The following is a 16210-nucleotide window of genomic DNA, read 5'->3' as shown; positions in this document are numbered from 1 at the left end:
GACAATTAACGTGGGGGTCGGCTAATGCCACCCCCCCCGCGTGGAGCGAGGATCAATGAACGATGTATTGTCCGCCTTGATACCTCCGGCGGTAGTCGCCGCGGTGGTCATCATCGGGGTCGTGAAGCTGATGCGTTCCGAAGCGGCGGGCCGGCGGCAGGAGGCGGAAGCCTCTGAGAAGTCGCCTGAGGCTTCTTCCGACTGACCCGGCAGGCCCGCTGCCCGAGTTCCCCGAGTATCCACAGGTTCCTTGAATTGTCAGCCAGGGGTACCGGGTATATGTTTAGCTGGCGAATCGAACAATGCTCTGCGAAAGGATTGCCAGATGGCCACGCAGATCCAGAAGATACTCATCGACGACCTCGATGGTGGCGAGGCCAATGAGACTGTCACCTTCGCGATTGATGGCTCCGCTTACGAGATTGACCTGAGCGGCGACAACGCCAAGAAGCTGCGCGAGGCGCTGTCCTCTTTCGTCTCCAGCGCCCGTAGGGCCGAGGGCACCTCCGCCCGTGGCCGTAAGCGTGGCGGTGGCCAGCGTCCGTCCCGTGAAAAGAGCTCTGAGATCCGGGCGTGGGCCAAGGCTCACGGGATCTCCGTGAGTGAGCGCGGTCGTATTGCCTCCTCCGTGGTCGAGCAGTACGAAGCGGCACACTGACGAGCTGTTTGTGATCATTCGGCTATGGCGGCGCAGGGTCATCAATCGCCGTCATAGCCGCATGATCGTGTTATCCGAGCGTGATCGTCCGGCGCGCGGCCGAGGGGTTCACGTAAATCGGGGAAGTTAAACGTCGTTCGCTTGCGGCGTAGCGGGAACATGTGACCCCCCAACAGTAGTTGGATGGAGCGTGAACGCCCTGCTCTCGGGGAACGTCTCCTGTATTGAGCGGTCACCGGTCGGGGCTAGCATGCGGATGCGGCGGGCCCGGATATCCCGAGCTGCCTGACCGCTCTGTGAGGGAGCGACGAGATGTTCGAAAGGTTCACTGACCGCGCACGGCGGGTTGTCGTCCTGGCCCAAGAAGAGGCCCGGATGCTCAACCACAACTACATCGGCACTGAGCACATTCTTCTTGGCTTGATCCATGAGGGTGAAGGCGTTGCCGCCAAGGCTCTTGAGAGCCTCGGCATCAGTCTTGAGGGTGTGCGCCAGCAGGTCGAGGAGATCATCGGCCAGGGGCAGTCGGCGCCGTCGGGGCACATTCCTTTCACCCCGCGCGCCAAGAAGGTCCTTGAGCTGTCGCTCCGCGAGGCCTTGCAACTGGGTCACAACTACATCGGAACCGAGCACATCCTTCTCGGCCTCATCCGTGAGGGCGAGGGCGTGGCCGCCCAGGTCCTGGTGAAGCTCGGCGCCGACCTGAACCGCGTGCGGCAGCAGGTCATCCAGTTGCTCCATGGCTACCAGGGCAAGGAGCCCGCGGCCGCGGGAGGCCCGCAGGAGTCGGCCCCGTCGACCTCGCTTGTGCTCGACCAGTTTGGCCGCAACCTGACCCAGGCCGCCCGTGAGGGCAAGCTCGACCCGGTGATCGGGCGCGACAAGGAGATCGAGCGGGTCATGCAGGTCCTGTCCCGCAGGACCAAGAACAACCCCGTTCTGGTCGGCGAGCCCGGCGTCGGCAAGACCGCCGTGGTGGAGGGCCTGTCCCAGAAGATCGTCAAGGGCGAGGTGCCCGAGACGCTCAAGGACAAGCAGCTCTACACCCTCGACCTCGGCGCGCTGGTCGCCGGTTCCCGTTACCGCGGTGACTTCGAGGAGCGCCTGAAGAAGGTCCTCAAGGAGATCCGCACCCGCGGCGACATCATCCTGTTCATCGACGAGCTTCACACGCTGGTCGGTGCGGGTGCGGCCGAGGGCGCGATCGACGCCGCCAGCATCCTCAAGCCCATGCTGGCGCGAGGCGAGCTGCAGACCATCGGCGCCACCACGCTCGACGAATACCGCAAGCACCTGGAGAAGGACGCCGCGCTCGAGCGCCGGTTCCAGCCGATCCAGGTGGCCGAGCCTTCGCTCAGCCACACGATCGAGATCCTCAAGGGCCTGCGCGACCGTTACGAGGCCCACCACCGCGTGACGATCACGGACGCCGCCCTCGTGGCCGCCGCCCAGCTGGCCGACCGCTACATCAGCGACCGGTTCCTGCCGGACAAGGCGATCGACCTCATCGACGAGGCCGGCTCGCGCATGCGCATCCGCCGCATGACCGCCCCGCCGGACCTCCGCGAGTTCGACGAGAAGATCGCGCAGGTGCGTCGCGACAAGGAGTCCGCGATCGACGCGCAGGACTTCGAGAAGGCCGCGGCCCTCCGTGACCAGGAGAAGCAGCTCCAGCTCAAGCGCGACCGGCGCGAGAAGGAGTGGAAGGCCGGCGACATGGACGTCGTCGCCGAGGTCACCGAGGAGCTCATCGCCGAGGTGCTCGCGACGGCCACCGGCATCCCGGTCTTCAAGCTGACCGAGGAGGAGTCGCAGCGGCTGCTCCGCATGGAGGACGAGCTGCACAAGCGGATCATCGGCCAGGACGACGCCATCAAGGGTCTGTCCCGGGCGATCCGCCGCACGCGCGCCGGCCTGAAGGACCCGCGGCGTCCGGGTGGTTCGTTCATCTTCGCCGGCCCGTCCGGTGTCGGTAAGACCGAGCTGTCCAAGGCGCTGGCCGAGTTCCTGTTCGGGGACGAGGACGCGCTGATCATGCTGGACATGTCCGAGTTCATGGAGAAGCACACCGTTTCGCGGCTGTTCGGGTCCCCTCCCGGCTACGTCGGGTACGAAGAGGGCGGCCAGCTGACCGAGAAGGTGCGGCGGAAGCCGTTCTCCGTGGTTCTGTTCGACGAGATCGAGAAGGCCCACCCGGACATCTTCAACTCGCTGCTCCAGATCCTGGAAGACGGTCGCCTGACCGACGCCCAGGGCCGCGTCGTCGACTTCAAGAACACCGTCATCATCATGACGACCAACCTCGGCACCCGTGACATCTCCAAGGGCATCGGGGTCGGGTTCGCGAAGTCGAACGACGTCGAGGGCAACTACGACCGGATGAAGTCGAAGGTCCAGGAGGAGCTCAAGCAGCACTTCCGGCCCGAGTTCCTCAACCGTGTCGACGACACCGTGGTGTTCCACCAGCTCACTCCGGCCGAGATCATCAAGATCGTCGACCTGATGCTGGCCCAGGTGGACGCCCGCCTGAAGGACCGCGACATGAGCATGGAGCTCACGCCGGAGGCCAAGCAGGTGCTGGCCGAGCGGGGTTACGACCCGGTCCTCGGTGCTCGTCCGCTCCGTCGCACGATCCAGCGCGAGCTGGAGGACTCTCTGTCCGAGAAGATCCTGTACGGCGACCTGCGCCCCGGCCAGGTTGTCAAGATCGCGATCGAGGGCGAGGGCGACGAGGCCAAGTTCACCTTCACGGGTGAGCAGAGGGCTCAGCCCGAGATTCCCGACTCGGCGGCGGCCATCGCGGACGCGCCGGCGGGCACCCGTGCCGCCGCGTCGGCCGGACCCGCCGACCGCACCCGGCCGTAAGGTCCGCACGCGGATCCGCACCCGGCCGTAAGGTCCGCACGCGGCCGCAAGGTCCGCTCGCAGCGGTAAAGCCCGCGGGCGGCCGGTGGCCGCCCGGCAGGTGACATACGAAGGACCCCTTGTGAGGAGCACCTCACGAGGGGTCTTTCGTATTTCGTGAGATCACTTTGGTGTGATTCGCTACGACACCACCGAAGGTAGTACTACACTCCGTAGAGCGAATCGGGAAAAGCCTCCGTCAAGAGGCACACAGGTACGGCTGAGTACGGTGATCACCACCGAGGTCCCCCCACCGGCGTAGCGGGGGATCCGCTGCCGGGAGGACGCGTGCGACGGTGCGCTCCAGGCAGACTCGGGCGGGCCAAGCCGGATTCCGGCAGGGGGGACCTCTCTGTCGCATGTGGAGCGCCAGGCCACGTGAAGCGGACGAGGTTCGAAGCGTTGTACGCCCAGGGAGGAACCACCCAATGCGCCTGTGTCATGAGGACGGCACGCTCGTTCACCTGTCCTACAACGCGGGCGTGCACCCCGCGGAGGACCTGGAGAATCTCATCGCCCACCTGACCCGTTACGCCGTACCCGTGCGAAGGCGGCTCGGCGTCGACCGGCTCGGCATCGGGTTGTGGCTCGCCCCTGCCGTCGCCGATCACCTCATCGCCGACCGCATCGAGCTTGTACGGCTTCGCCGCTCGCTGGAGGAGCGTGGCCTGGAGGTCGTCAGCCTGAACGGCGCGGGCGGGCGGGGGATGGGCCAGGACACCCCGGGTCCCGACTGGGCCAAGCCCGAGCGCTACCGCTACACGATGGCCCTGGCTAAGATCCTCGCCTTCCTGCTTCCCGAGGATGTGCGGTTCGGCAGCATTTCCACCATCCCCATCGGCTGGCGGCGTGACTGGCCGGCCGACCTGCACGCGATCGCCTCCCGCAGGCTCGACCGGCTCTCGCGCGAGCTCCGTGGCCTGCACAGCGTCACAGGCAAGACCATCAGAGTGGGCTTCCAGCCGTGGCCGGGCTGCGTGCTGGAGACCACCGAGCAGGCGGTGGAGCGGGTGTGCGGCATCGACTCGGAGTACCTCGGGGTCTGCCTGGACGCCTGCCACCTGACCTGCGGGGTGGAGGAGCCCGGTGCCGCCCTGCGCGGGGTGGTCGCCGCCGGGGCCTCGGTGGTGAAGCTGGGCCATGTGCACAACCACACCGGCGAGGTCCCTGGCACGCAGTCGATCCTGGAGAACACCCTGGCCGCGATCCTCTCGGGCGGCCCGGCGATCGGCGGCGCTCACATCGAGGTGGAGGCGCACGGCCTGGCCTCCCCGGCCAAGGGCAAGGGCCCCGCGGCACTGGTGGCCACCCTCGCCGACGAACTCGACTGGACCCGCCGCAACCTCACCGGCCTCGGCCTCAAACTGGCCGCCTGACCCATCGGCACAACCTCGACTGGATCCGCCGCGACCTCACGGCTCGCGGCCTCGGACCGGGCGCCTGACCTATCGCCGCAACCTCGGCTGGATCCGCCGCAACCTCGGCAGCCACCGTCTGCCTGGCGGGACCCTGCGCGGCAGGGCGGCGCGGCCTTAATAGGTCAGCTGGGCAGTCGGTAGGTGCCCTCGGCCAGGACTTCGGCGAGGCCGTCCGTGACCAGGCCGTCAAGTGCGCGCTCCCGCTGAACCGCGTCGGCCCAGACGGCGTCGAGCGCGGCCTTGGGCACCGCGCCGTGGGCGTCCCGGAGAACCGCGAGCAACCGGCCCCGGCACTGCCGGTCAGTGCCCGCGTACGTCTGGCCTCGCCGCTCGGGACCCTCGTAGGCGGGCCGACCGGCGAGGCGCCACGCGCAGGCGGCGGCCACGGGGCAGTCGGCGCAACGGGGCGCGCGGGCCGTACAGACCAGGGCGCCGAGCTCCATGACGGCGACTCCCCAGCGCGGGGCGTCCAGAGCCGGGAGCAGCGACTCGGCCAGCTTGCGCTCCGGAGTGGTGGTGGCCTTCGGCGGGTACTCCTCGCCACGAACGGCCCGCGCCAGCACCCGCCGGACGTTGGTGTCCAGCACCGCGTGGCTGTGGCCGAACGCGAAGCTCGCCACCGCGGCGGCCGTGTAGTCCCCGATGCCCGGCAGCTTCCGAAGCTCGTCGTAGGTGGACGGCACCTGCCCTTCGTACTCCGTGGTGATGGCCCGGGCGCACGCGTGCAGGTTGAGGGCCCGGCGGGGGTACCCCAGGCGGCCCCAGTGGCGTACGGCCTCACCGGGCGGCTCGGCCGCGAGCGCGGCGGGGGTCGGCCAGCGCTCCATCCACTCGGCCCAGATCGGCAGGACGCGGACCACGGGGGTCTGCTGGAGCATGATCTCGCTGACGAGGATCGCCCAGGGGCTCGCGTCGGTCCGCCGCCAGGGAAGATCTCTGGCGTTCTCGGCGTACCAGTCGAGGATGGGTGCATGCAGTCCGGTTCCCACGACGTCGAGCCTAGATCCTGCCCGCCTGATGCCACGCCCACTTGCCTCACCCGCCCCGCATCTCGTCGGCCGCCAGGACCACGGCCACCGGTGAGCTCGCCCTGGGCCACCCGCCGGCCGGCGAGGAACGGACCTCCGCAGGCAGGGAACCGACGCCGCCCACCGATGGAGAACAGATGCCCGCCGGAGAAGGACGGACACCGGCGCAGGTCCAGGTGAGGACCGGTTTCGAGGTCCGCGTGGTGCTTGCCGCCATGCGCGTCACCGTAGACAGGAGATCGTGGGCCGGGCGCCGGACTTTGGTTATCGTGACCCTTACCTTGCCGCCTCCCTTCCTCCCAGCACGATCCTGCCGTTAGCCGAGCCGGCTGTAGTAGCTGAAGTTGTGTGAGGCTGTGGTTAGGCTTCAATGTCGGGGTTTCTGTCCTGATCTGTCAGGGGGCGTGGACCAGCGGGTTCTCCGCTCTCGGCGGGTCGACACCCCTGGCGCGCCACAACTCACCATACTGTGAGTATGGATCCGGACACGTTCCGTGGCGACGTCGGCGTCGAGGGGCCGGACGTCTATTGGCGCCGCAGGGTGTCGGTGCTCACCGGTGCCCTTGTCGTTGTCGCCGTCGTGGCATGGGCCTGCACGAGCGCGTCCGGCGGATCGGAGCCGAGCTCCGAGGGGCGGCCTGCCGTGGCGGGCTCCAAGGACCCCGGCGCGCGGACGAACGCGGCACCCCCGCCCTCCCCGAGCCCCACCGCGACTCCGTCGCCCACCACGACGGCCAAGGCGGCGAAGCCGGCGGTGACCCTGACCCCGTCCCCCGCTCCGAGCCGGACGCGACGTCCCGGTGATCCCTGCGACAGGGCGGACGTCGTCCTCAGCCTTCGCGGCGAGTCCAACGTCTACTCAGGCAAGGGGACGCCGAGGTTCTTGCTGACCGTCGTCAACATCGGCCGGGTCGAGTGCGCGGTGGACGTCGGGCCACGGGCGGTGGAGATACGCATCACCTCGGGAAACGACCGCGTCTGGTCGACCGCCGACTGCGTCAGCGGTGACGGCGACGACGTCCGGCGTCTGGCGCGAGGAGTGCCCCACGTGAGGATGGTCAACTGGGACCGGCGCCGCTCGGCCCCCGACTGCCGCTCCTCGCGCCCGAAGGCCCACGACGGCACCTACGTCGCCACGGCCAGACTCGGCTCGCTCAAGAGCCCCAAGGTGGTCTTCCACCTCCGCTGACCGCTGTGGTGTTCAGGGTGTCCTTCGCCTTGGGGGTGGAGGCGGGGTCGGCCCAAGGTGGTCTCGACCCCCGCTGACCGCTGTGGTGTTCAGGCTGTCCTTCGCCTTGGGGGTGGAGGCGGGGTCAGACGTAGCGTTCGAGGATGGACGCTTCGGCCAGGCGGGAGAGGCCCTCGCGGACGCTGCGGGCTCGGGACTCACCCACGCCGCCCACCGACTGCAGGTCGTCGATGCTGGCCGCCAGGAGCTTCTGAAGGCCGCCGAAATGGTCGACAAGCCGGTCCACGACGCTGCCCGGCAGCCTGGGCACCTTGGCCAGCAGCCGGAACCCTCGAGGGCTCACGGGGCCTTCCAGGGCCTCGGAACCGGCGTGGCCGAGAACGCGTGCCACGGCCGTGAGATCGAGCAGATCGCCGGGGGAGAGCCGGTCGAGCTCGGCCAGCGACTCGGCCACCCTGCGCGGGCGCCGCCCCGCTCCGGCCGGAAGGTAGTCGCGCATGATGAGGTCGCGGTCCTCCTGGACCCCCGCGACCAGCTCCGCCAGCTGAAGGGACAGGAGGCGGCCGTCGGTGCCGAGCTCGACCACGTAGCCCTCGATCTCGCCGGCGATGCGGCGCACCATCTCGAGCCGCTGCACCACCACGGCGACGTCGCGGGCGGTGACCAGGTCCTCGATCTCCAGGGCCGAGAGCGTGCCCGCGACCTCGTCGAGGCGCATCTTGTAGCGCTCGAGGGTGGCCAGCGCCTGGTTCGCCTTCGACAGGATCGCGGCCGACTCCTCCATGACATACCGGATGCCGTCGAGGTAGAGCGCGATGATGCGCATGGACTTGCTGATCGAGATGACCGGGAAGCCGGTCTGCCGGGCCACCCGCTGGGCGGTGCGGTGGCGGGTGCCGGACTCGTTGGTGGGAATGGCGGAGTCGGGCACCAGGTGGACCGCCGCCCGGACGATCTTGACCCCGGCGCGGTCGAGCACGATGGCGCCGTCCATCTTGGCCAGCTCGCGCAGGCGCGTCGCGGAGAACTCCACGTCGAGCGCGAACCCGCCGGTGCAGACGCCCTCCACGGTCTCGTCGTAGCCCAGCACGATGAGGGCTCCGGTGTGCCCACGGAGAATGCGCTCCAGGCCGTCACGCAGCTCGGTGCCTGGAGCGAGCGTGGCAAGGGTCGATCTTCGACGCTCGTCGATTCCCTTGATGTTGTGTGCCACATGGCCCCCGGTGGTCGCTGACGACGCCCAGTTTACCGGCGATGCGGTGACCGGACCCGGACAGTGCTCAGGTGACGTGCGTGAGCGCGTCCCAGACGTTCTCAGCTTCTGTGACGTCGAAACCCCGGGAGAAGTTCGTGGTGCGGAGGGGTGATCTGGCCACGGGGACCGGATGGAGGGCGTCGTGCCCGTCGCCGCCCGGCAGCGCGGCGGGGTCCTGGTCGAGGGAGCCGGCCGGCACCAGCGCGTGGGTGAAGCCCAGCCGGGACGCCTCGGCCACGCGCCGCCGGATGTCCCTGACCGGGCGAAGCTCTCCGGCCAGGCCCACCTCGCCGAGCACCACCAGGCCCGGCGGCAGCGGCCGGTCGCCCGCCGCGCTGGCCACGGCGAGCATCACCGCGAGGTCGACGGCGGGGTCGTTGAGCCGGATGCCGCCCACGGTGGCGGTGAAGACGTCGCACCCGCTCAAGCGGGCGTTCAACCGCCGCTCCAGCACCGCGAGGATCATCGTCACGCGGAAGGGATCGAGGCCGGAGGAGGACCGGCGCGGCTGCTGGGCCTCGGTGGGGCCGACGAGCGCCTGCACCTCGGCGGGAAGGGGACGCGTGCCCTCGACCGTGACGGTGACGCACGTGCCGGGAACGGGCTCCGAGCGGCGCGACACGAACAGCCCGCTCGGGTCGGGCAGCCCCTGGATGCCCCGCTCGTTGAGGTCGAAGCAGCCGACCTCCTCGGTGGGGCCGAAGCGGTTCTTGATGGATCTGACCATGCGCAGCCGGGAGTGGCGGTCGCCCTCGAAGTGCAGGACCACATCGACGAGGTGCTCGAGGACGCGGGGGCCGGCGATCGTGCCGTCCTTGGTCACGTGGCCGACGAGCACGGTGGACATGCCCCGCTCCTTGGCCAGCCGGACCAGGTTGCCCGTGACCTCGCGCACCTGCGTGACGCCGCCCGGCACCCCCGTGGCGTTGGCGGAGCCGATGGTCTGGACCGAGTCGACGATGAGGAGCCGGGGCTGGATCTTCTCGACGTGGCTGACCAGCGCGCCAAGGTCGGTCTCTGCCGCCAGGTAGAGCTGGTCCTGGATGGCGCCGATGCGGTCGGCGCGCATGCGCACCTGGGCGGCCGACTCCTCGCCCGTGACGTAGAGCACGGTGTCGTGGCGGGCGATGCTGGCGGCGGCCTCCAGCAGGAGCGTGGACTTGCCGATGCCGGGCTCACCCGCCAGCAGGACGACGGCGCCGGCCACCAGGCCGCCGCCGAGCACGCGGTCGAGCTCGCCGACGCCGGTGGGGCGTGCCTGGGCGAACTCGGCTTTGACCTGCCCGATCGGCAGCGCGGGCCCGGACACCGCGCCGCCCTGGACCACATGGACCCCGGCGCGGGCGCCCTCTTCGTCGACCGTGCCCCACGCCTGGCACTCGCCGCAGCGGCCCACCCACTTGGCGGCCCGCCACCCGCACTCGGCACAGCGATAACCGAGCTTCTGCGTCTTGGTCATGCGGGGCACGCTATCGGCCCGGGCCGACAAACTTCACCGGCCGTTCCCGTCCGTGTCCGCCGTGCTCCCGGGCGGCGTCGGACCACCGCTGTCAGAACTGGCCTTCCAGGTCGGCGAGGAGCAGGCGCTTGGGCTTGGCGCCGATGACCTGACGGACGACCTCACCGTCCCGGTACAGGTTCAGCGTGGGGTAGCCCATCACTCCGTACCTGCTGGCGAGCTCGGGGTAGTCCTCGGCGTTCAGCTTGGCGACGGTCAGGCGCTCGCCGTACTCGCTCGCGATCTCCTCGAGGATCGGCGCGACCATGCGGCAAGGGGGGCACCACTCGGTCCAGAAGTCCACCAGGACCGGCTTGTCACTCTTCAGCACCTGCTCGGTGAAGTTCTCGTCGGTCAGGATGATCATTTCGTTCCTCCAGTTCTGAGCGCACATCCCGGGCACGCGTCGGCGAGCTGCGCCGCGACCTCGGCCCGGCGGCCGAGCAGGGTGTGGATCTGCTCGTCGATCTCGGCGAGCTTGCGCCGGTAGACCTCCACCGATTCGGGGCAGGCGCTTCCGGCGTCGTTCCCGGCCCGGAGACACTCCACGAAAGGCCGGGCGTCCTCCAGCGTGAAGCCCACCGTGATCAAAGAGCGGATCTCGGAGACGAGCTTCAGGTCGGACTCGTCGTACTCCCGGTAGCCGTTGGTCGACCGCCGGGCCGGGAGCAACCCCTGCTGCTCGTAGTAGCGAAGCGCCCGGGTGCTCACCCCCGCCCGCCTCGCCAGCTCTCCGATCCGCATCGGCCCTCCCTGCTCCGCGCTCACGCTAATCCTTGACGTCAACGTCAAAGTCAAGCCCGCGCGTCCCGGAGGTTCCGATGGGTCAGAAGTGGCGCCAGCGCAGGACGTTGGGATAGTGGAGCTCAAGGCCCGGCGTCCGGGCGATCGCCTCCTCGGCCACGGCCGGGGCGAACTCGATGCGCAGCACCGCCTCCAGATCGGCCCGCGACGAGAAGGCCATCCGGAGGTCGAGCTCCCGGCGCTGCCACCCCTGGCGCGACCAGAACGCCTCCACGGCCCTCGCCGAGTACGTGGGGACCGTGCGGCTGAACCAGCCGCCGAAGTCGCCACGGGTCGCGTCGAGGTCCACGACGAAGGCGGCGCCGCCTCGTCGGACGACCCGGGACAGCTCGCTCAGGCCCGGCTCGCAGCCGGGGCCGAAGAAGTACGCCCACCGGGCCACCGCGACGTCGATGGAGGAGCCGGGAACGGGCAGAGCCTGTGCGGTGGCCGTGTGGACCGAGACGTGGGCAAGCCCGCGACAGCGTTCGGCGGCGAGCTTGGCCAGGCCGGAGTGCGGCTCGACGCCGATGACCTTGGCCGCGGTGGCGGCGAAGACCGGCAGGTGGAAGCCGGTGCCACAGCCGATGTCGAGGACGACGCCCCCCGTCCAGGGCCGGATGGCGGCCATGGCCGCGTCCACGACGCCTTCGGGGTCGACGGCCCGGTTCTCCAGCTCGTAGGTCCGGGGTGAGTTCCAGATGTTCGGACTGGGAATGGCCCCGTCCACGATCCGTGCCATGGAAGACACGCTAGAGCAGCCGGAACACCGGCCCGGGCACTCGCCATCTTCGTCGCATCCGGGTTGCGGAGCGCCACCTGGCCGTGACCCGGCTTAGGCTGGCAGTTGTGACCGACGTCATCCGAGTGCCGAACGCCAAGATCGCATTGTCCACCGCGTCGGTGTATCCCGAGCGCACTCCAGACGCCTTCGAGCTGGCCGCGCGCCTGGGCTACGACGGTGTCGAGGTCATGGTGGGCGCCGATCCGGTGAGCCAGGACATCGACGTGCTCGAACGTCTTGCCGGCCACTACCAGATCCCGGTGCTGGCCGTGCACGCTCCCTGCCTCCTCGTCACCCAGCGTGTGTGGGGCCGCGACCCCTGGGCCAAGCTGGTCAAGGCGCAGAAGGCCGCCGAGCGGCTGGGCGCGCGCACCGTGGTCGTCCACCCGCCGTTCCGCTGGCAACGCGACTATGCCCGTGACTTCGAGATCGGCCTCGCCCGCATGCGCGACGAGACCGACGTGATCTTCGCGGTGGAGAACATGTTCCCGCTGCGCGCCCGGGGCGCCGAGGTCGTGCCGTACGCCCCCGGGTGGGACCCGGTCGACCAGGATTTCCCCCAGGTCACCCTCGACCTGTCGCACACCGCCGTTTCCGGCTCCGACGCGCTGGAGATGGCGGAGAAGCTCGGCGACCGGCTCGCCCACCTGCACCTCGCCGACGGCGTCGGCACCACCAACAAGGACGAGCACCTGGTGCCCGGCCGGGGGAACCAGCCGTGCGCGCGCATACTCGAGCGGCTGGCGACCGCCGGATACGGCGGGCTGATCGTGCTGGAGATCAACACGCGCAAGGCCACCGGGCGCACCGAGCGCATCGACGACCTGGCCGAGGGCCTGGCGTACGCCCGCCTGCATTTCGCCGCCTCCTCGACGACATGATCCGATCGACGACATGAGCCACGAGGTGTTCGACCGGGTCGCCGAGGCCTACGACGCGGCCAGGCCGGGATACCCCGACGGTCTCTACGAGGCCCTGGCCCGGCTCTCCTCCGTCTCGCTGACCGGCGCGACGGTGGCCGACGTGGGCGCGGGCACGGGTATCTCGACGCGTGGCCTGCTCGCCAGGGGCGCGCGGGTCGTCGCGGTGGATCCCGGCGTGCGTATGCTCGCCCGCCTGGTGGCCCGTACGGACTCTCCGCACGTGGTCGTGGGGGACGGCAACGCGCTCCCGCTCCGCTCCGGCGCCGCCGACCTGGTCTGCTACGCGCAGGCGTGGCACTGGCTGCGTCCGGAGGAGTCGATCGGCGAGGCGCTGCGGGTGCTGCGCCCAGGCGGCGCCGTGGCGGCCTGGTGGAACAGCGTCGACCTGGAGACCAGCGCGTCCGCCGCCGACTGGCTGGTGGCCTACGAGGTGCGGCTGGCGGAGAGCTGTCCCGGTTACTCGGGCCCGGCGCTGCCCGACTGGAGCGTCCCTCCGGTCGCGGCGGTGATGACACGTGCGGGGCTGGACGTCCAGGAGGCGTGGATCCGCTGGAGACGTAACGTGAGCGTCGAGGACTTCCTGCTCGACATGCGGTCCCATTCCTTCGTGGCCGCACTCGGCGACGATGTGGTGGACCGGCTGGTGAGGCGCGAGCGCGTCGAGTTGCTGAAGGTCTTCGCCGACGGCGCGCTCACGGTGCCGATGCGCGTCTACCTCGCGATGGCCCGGAAGGCGGAGGCATGAGCACGGCCGGCGAATCGGGCAAGGGCGTCGGCGGGCTGTCCACCGCGAAACGGCGTCCCGGCCGGCGGCCGGGGTCGGCCGACACGCGTGGCGAGATCATCATCGCGGCTCGGAAGATCTTTTCGGAGAAGGGCTTCGACAAGGCCACGATCCGGGGCATCGCCCGGGAGGCCGGGGTCGATCCGGCCCTCGTGCACCACTACTTCGACACCAAGGACGGCATCTTCGTCGCGGCGCTGCAACTGCCGGTCGAGCCGGCCAAGGTGGTGCCCCTGATCCTCGCGGGGCCGCGTGAGGAGGTCGGTGAGCGTCTCGTACGGTTCGTCCTGACCATGACGGCGGACCCCGAGGCCCGCGAGCCGGTCATTGCCCTGATGCGCAGCGCGATGACCAACGAACAGGTCGTGGTCATGATCCGCGAGTTCCTCACTGCGGCGGTGCTGAACCGTGTGGTGGAGGCCCTGGGCATCCCGCCGGTCAACATGGAGGTCGCGTTCGCGCAGGTGTTTGGCGTGATCCTCATGCGGTATGTCCTCCGGTTGGAGCCGCTGGCGTCCATCGAGGTCGAGGAACTGGTGCAGATCGTGGCCCCCACGATCCAGCGGTATCTGGGTGGCGACTGATCGAACCCTAGAGCGAGCTTTTGCCAGAGCATTGTTCTAGCATCTTTCACACCATTGACGGCCATCCCGCGTACGCCGGTAAGTTACCGGCGGGTACTATGCGGAGTGGTCTCACCGTCACCGTGGATGACCGGTGTATACACGCTGGGCAGCCAACGCCATAGTTTGGAGGACCCGTGCTCCTTGTAGCGATCATCGGGCTGGTGATGACCGCCGTGGCGGTCACGCTGGCAGGTCGCCGCGTGCTCTGGCTGCACAGCCTGGCGACCAGCGGCCAGCCCGCCCCCGAGCGGGTGCAGTACGCGAAGGAGAACATCGGCGCCGAGCTCAAGGCTCAACTCGTCGAGGTGTTCGCGCAGAAGAAGCTGCTGAAGTGGACCCCCTCAGGCATCGCGCACTTCCTGGTGTTCTGGGCCTTCGTGATCCTGGCGACGGTGTACCTGGAGGCGTACGGCGCGCTGCTCCAGGGGGCGATCACCGGCGAACCCGACTTCCATATTCCGCTCGTCGGCACCTGGCCCGTCCTCGGCTTCCTTCAGGACTTCATCGCCGTCGCGTGCGTTCTCGCGCTGGGGGCGTTCGCGGTCATCCGCGTCCGCAACTCGCCGAAGAAGCTCGGGCGCGACTCCCGCTTCTCAGGCTCCCACCTGGGTGGCGCCTGGCTGATCCTGTTCATGATCTTCAACGTGATCTGGTCGCTGTTCCTGTTCCGCGGTGCGGCGATCAACACCGGGAACTTCCCCTACCGCTCAGGGGCGTTCGGCTCCGAGGCCGTCGCCGCGCTGCTCCGCCCCCTTGGCCCGTCCGCCAACGAGGCGCTGGAGAAGGTGGGCCTGCTCCTGCACATCGGCGTCATGCTGGTGTTCCTCGTGATCGTGGTGAACTCCAAGCACCTGCACATCTTCACCGCCCCGCTGAACGTCATGTTCTCCCGCCGTCCCGACGGCCTCGGCGCGGTGCCCGAGATGCGCAGCAACGGCAAGGCGCTCGACTTCGAGGAGGCCGACCCCGACACCGACGTCTTCGGCCGCGGCAAGATCGAGGACACGACCTGGAAGGGCTTCCTCGACTTCTACACCTGCACCGAGTGCGGCCGGTGCCAGTCGCAGTGCCCGGCCTGGAACACCGACAAGCCGCTGTCGCCGAAGATGCTCATCCTCGACCAGCGCGACCACGCCTTCGCGATCGCGCCCTACCTGCTGGCGAGCGAGGAGGAGCGGGCCAACCTCCCCGAGGACGTCCTTGCGCTGGCCGGCAAGCCGCTGGTCGGCGAGGACGGCGTCATCCACCCCGACGTGCTGTGGTCCTGCACCAACTGCGGGGCGTGCGTGGAGCAGTGCCCGGTCGACATCGAGCACATCGACCACATCATCGACATGCGCCGCTACCAGGTCATGATCGAGTCGAACTTCCCGTCCGAGGCGGGCGTCATGCTCAAGAACCTCGAGAACAAGGGCAACCCGTGGGGTGTGTCCGAGATGAAGCGGGCCGAGTGGATCGAGGAGCTCGCCTCGCGCGAGGTCGACCCGATCGACGTCCTGGTCATCGACGAGAAGGCCCCCGACGATCTCGAGTACCTCTTCTGGGTGGGCTGCGCCGGCGCCCTGGAGGACCGGGCCAAGAAGACCACCAAGGCGGTCGCCGAGCTTCTCCACATCGCCGGCGTCAAGTTCGGGGTGCTCGGCCCGATGGAGGCCTGCTCGGGTGACCCGGCACGCCGCCTGGGCATGGAGTTCGTGTTCAACATGCTCGCCCAGCAGAACATCGAGACGTTGAACGAGGCCGGGATCAAGAAGATCGTGGCCACCTGCCCCCACTGCTTCAACACCCTCGCCAACGAGTATCCCCAGCTCGGCGGCATGTTCGAGGTCGTGCACCACACCCAGTTGCTGGACAAGCTCGTCGAGGAGGGCAAGCTCACCCCGATCACCCCGATCGAGGAGAAGATCACCTACCACGACCCGTGCTTCCTCGGACGCCACAACAAGGTGTACGCCGAGCCGCGCGACATCATGGCCAAGGTGCCGGGGGTGCAGACCCAGGAGATGCACCGCTGCAAGGACCGCGGCTTCTGCTGCGGCGCGGGCGGCGCACGCATGTGGATGGAAGAGCGCATCGGCAAGCGCATCAACACCGAGCGGGTCGACGAGGCGCTGACCACCGATCCGGACAGGGTCTCCACCGCCTGCCCCTTCTGCCTGGTCATGCTGGGCGACGCGATCAACGAGAAGAAGAACAACGGGCAGGCGAAGGAGTCGCTGGAGGTCGTGGACGTGGCCCAGCTCCTGATCACCTCGGTGAAGGGCCTGCCCGTCAAGGCCTGACCGCATGAGCGAAGGGCGTGCCGGCGTCCGTACGGAGACCGCCGGCACGTCCGCCCGGCGGCGAGGCCGGCGGACCGT

General features: G+C 69.1%; 15 protein-coding genes. 9 read left to right on the top strand and 6 right to left on the bottom strand.

Features of this window, described 5'->3' with window-relative positions:
• Positions 1–55 precede the first annotated feature (55 nt).
• The 4 genes from ABD810_RS00770 (at position 56) to ABD810_RS00755 (ending at position 4938) form a co-directional block, all read left to right on the top strand.
• The gene (locus ABD810_RS00770) at positions 56–205 is read left to right on the top strand and encodes a hypothetical protein (protein ID WP_344932916.1); all 150 of its coding nucleotides are present in this window, start codon (positions 56–58) and stop codon (positions 203–205) included.
• A gap of 120 nt (positions 206–325) precedes the next feature.
• Complete coding sequence (locus ABD810_RS00765) at positions 326–658, top strand: histone-like nucleoid-structuring protein Lsr2 (RefSeq protein WP_344932914.1); 333 nt, start codon at positions 326–328, stop codon at positions 656–658.
• Between the two features lie 312 nt (positions 659–970).
• Positions 971–3523 carry an ATP-dependent Clp protease ATP-binding subunit gene (locus ABD810_RS00760; RefSeq protein WP_344932912.1) on the top strand — a complete coding sequence of 851 codons (2553 nt, stop codon included), beginning with the start codon at positions 971–973 and terminating at the stop codon, positions 3521–3523.
• 467 nt (positions 3524–3990) lie between these two features.
• On the top strand, positions 3991–4938 hold the full coding sequence (locus ABD810_RS00755; RefSeq protein ID WP_344932909.1) for a sugar phosphate isomerase/epimerase family protein: 948 nt from the start codon (positions 3991–3993) through the stop codon (positions 4936–4938).
• A 164-nt stretch (positions 4939–5102) separates the two neighbouring features.
• Here ABD810_RS00755 and ABD810_RS00750 read toward each other — a convergent pair whose 3' ends face one another.
• On the bottom strand, positions 5103–5969 hold the full coding sequence (locus ABD810_RS00750; protein ID WP_344932905.1) for an HhH-GPD family protein: 867 nt from the start codon (positions 5967–5969) through the stop codon (positions 5103–5105).
• Positions 5970–6483: 514 nt separating this feature from the next.
• Here ABD810_RS00750 and ABD810_RS00745 point away from each other — a divergent pair.
• Positions 6484–7197, top strand: a complete 714-nt coding sequence (locus tag ABD810_RS00745; RefSeq protein WP_344932903.1) for a hypothetical protein — start codon at positions 6484–6486, stop codon at positions 7195–7197.
• A gap of 124 nt (positions 7198–7321) precedes the next feature.
• Here ABD810_RS00745 and disA read toward each other — a convergent pair whose 3' ends face one another.
• From disA to ABD810_RS00720, 5 genes are all read right to left on the bottom strand, one after another.
• Positions 7322–8410 carry a DNA integrity scanning diadenylate cyclase DisA gene (gene disA / locus ABD810_RS00740; RefSeq protein ID WP_344932900.1) on the bottom strand — a complete coding sequence of 363 codons (1089 nt, stop codon included), beginning with the start codon at positions 8408–8410 and terminating at the stop codon, positions 7322–7324.
• A 67-nt stretch (positions 8411–8477) separates the two neighbouring features.
• The gene (gene radA / locus ABD810_RS00735) at positions 8478–9911 is read right to left on the bottom strand and encodes a DNA repair protein RadA (protein WP_344932896.1); all 1434 of its coding nucleotides are present in this window, start codon (positions 9909–9911) and stop codon (positions 8478–8480) included.
• Positions 9912–10002: 91 nt separating this feature from the next.
• Positions 10003–10317, bottom strand: coding sequence for a thioredoxin (trxA, locus tag ABD810_RS00730; RefSeq protein ID WP_344932893.1), 315 nt, complete (start codon positions 10315–10317; stop codon positions 10003–10005).
• On the bottom strand, positions 10314–10718 hold the full coding sequence (locus ABD810_RS00725) for a MerR family transcriptional regulator (protein ID WP_425566826.1): 405 nt from the start codon (positions 10716–10718) through the stop codon (positions 10314–10316). The genes trxA and ABD810_RS00725 overlap by 4 nt, the downstream gene beginning before the upstream one ends.
• 58 nt (positions 10719–10776) lie before the next feature.
• Positions 10777–11475: a class I SAM-dependent methyltransferase gene (locus tag ABD810_RS00720; RefSeq protein WP_344932890.1), complete on the bottom strand. Its 699-nt coding sequence runs from the start codon at positions 11473–11475 to the stop codon at positions 10777–10779.
• A gap of 107 nt (positions 11476–11582) precedes the next feature.
• On the opposite strand from ABD810_RS00720, the gene ABD810_RS00715 reads away from it, so the two are divergent.
• The 4 genes from ABD810_RS00715 (at position 11583) to ABD810_RS00700 (ending at position 16132) form a co-directional block, all read left to right on the top strand.
• The gene (locus ABD810_RS00715) at positions 11583–12398 is read left to right on the top strand and encodes a sugar phosphate isomerase/epimerase family protein (RefSeq protein ID WP_344932887.1); all 816 of its coding nucleotides are present in this window, start codon (positions 11583–11585) and stop codon (positions 12396–12398) included.
• Between the two features lie 13 nt (positions 12399–12411).
• A complete protein-coding gene (locus ABD810_RS00710) occupies positions 12412–13185 on the top strand; it encodes a class I SAM-dependent methyltransferase (RefSeq protein ID WP_344932884.1) in 774 nt (257 codons plus the stop codon).
• A complete protein-coding gene (locus ABD810_RS00705; RefSeq protein ID WP_344932882.1) occupies positions 13182–13808 on the top strand; it encodes a TetR/AcrR family transcriptional regulator in 627 nt (208 codons plus the stop codon). Before ABD810_RS00710 ends, ABD810_RS00705 begins: the two co-directional genes overlap by 4 nt.
• A 176-nt stretch (positions 13809–13984) precedes the next feature.
• Positions 13985–16132, top strand: a complete 2148-nt coding sequence (locus tag ABD810_RS00700; protein WP_344932880.1) for a (Fe-S)-binding protein — start codon at positions 13985–13987, stop codon at positions 16130–16132.
• Positions 16133–16210: the final 78 nt, after the last annotated feature.

Origin of the sequence: Sphaerisporangium flaviroseum, assembly GCF_039537005.1 — a bacterium.
In the GTDB taxonomy this organism is placed as follows: Bacteria; Actinomycetota; Actinomycetes; order Streptosporangiales; family Streptosporangiaceae; genus Sphaerisporangium; species Sphaerisporangium flaviroseum.
The sequence above is the reverse complement of the archived record's forward strand: the minus strand, read 5'-3'. Positions and strand labels throughout refer to the sequence as shown.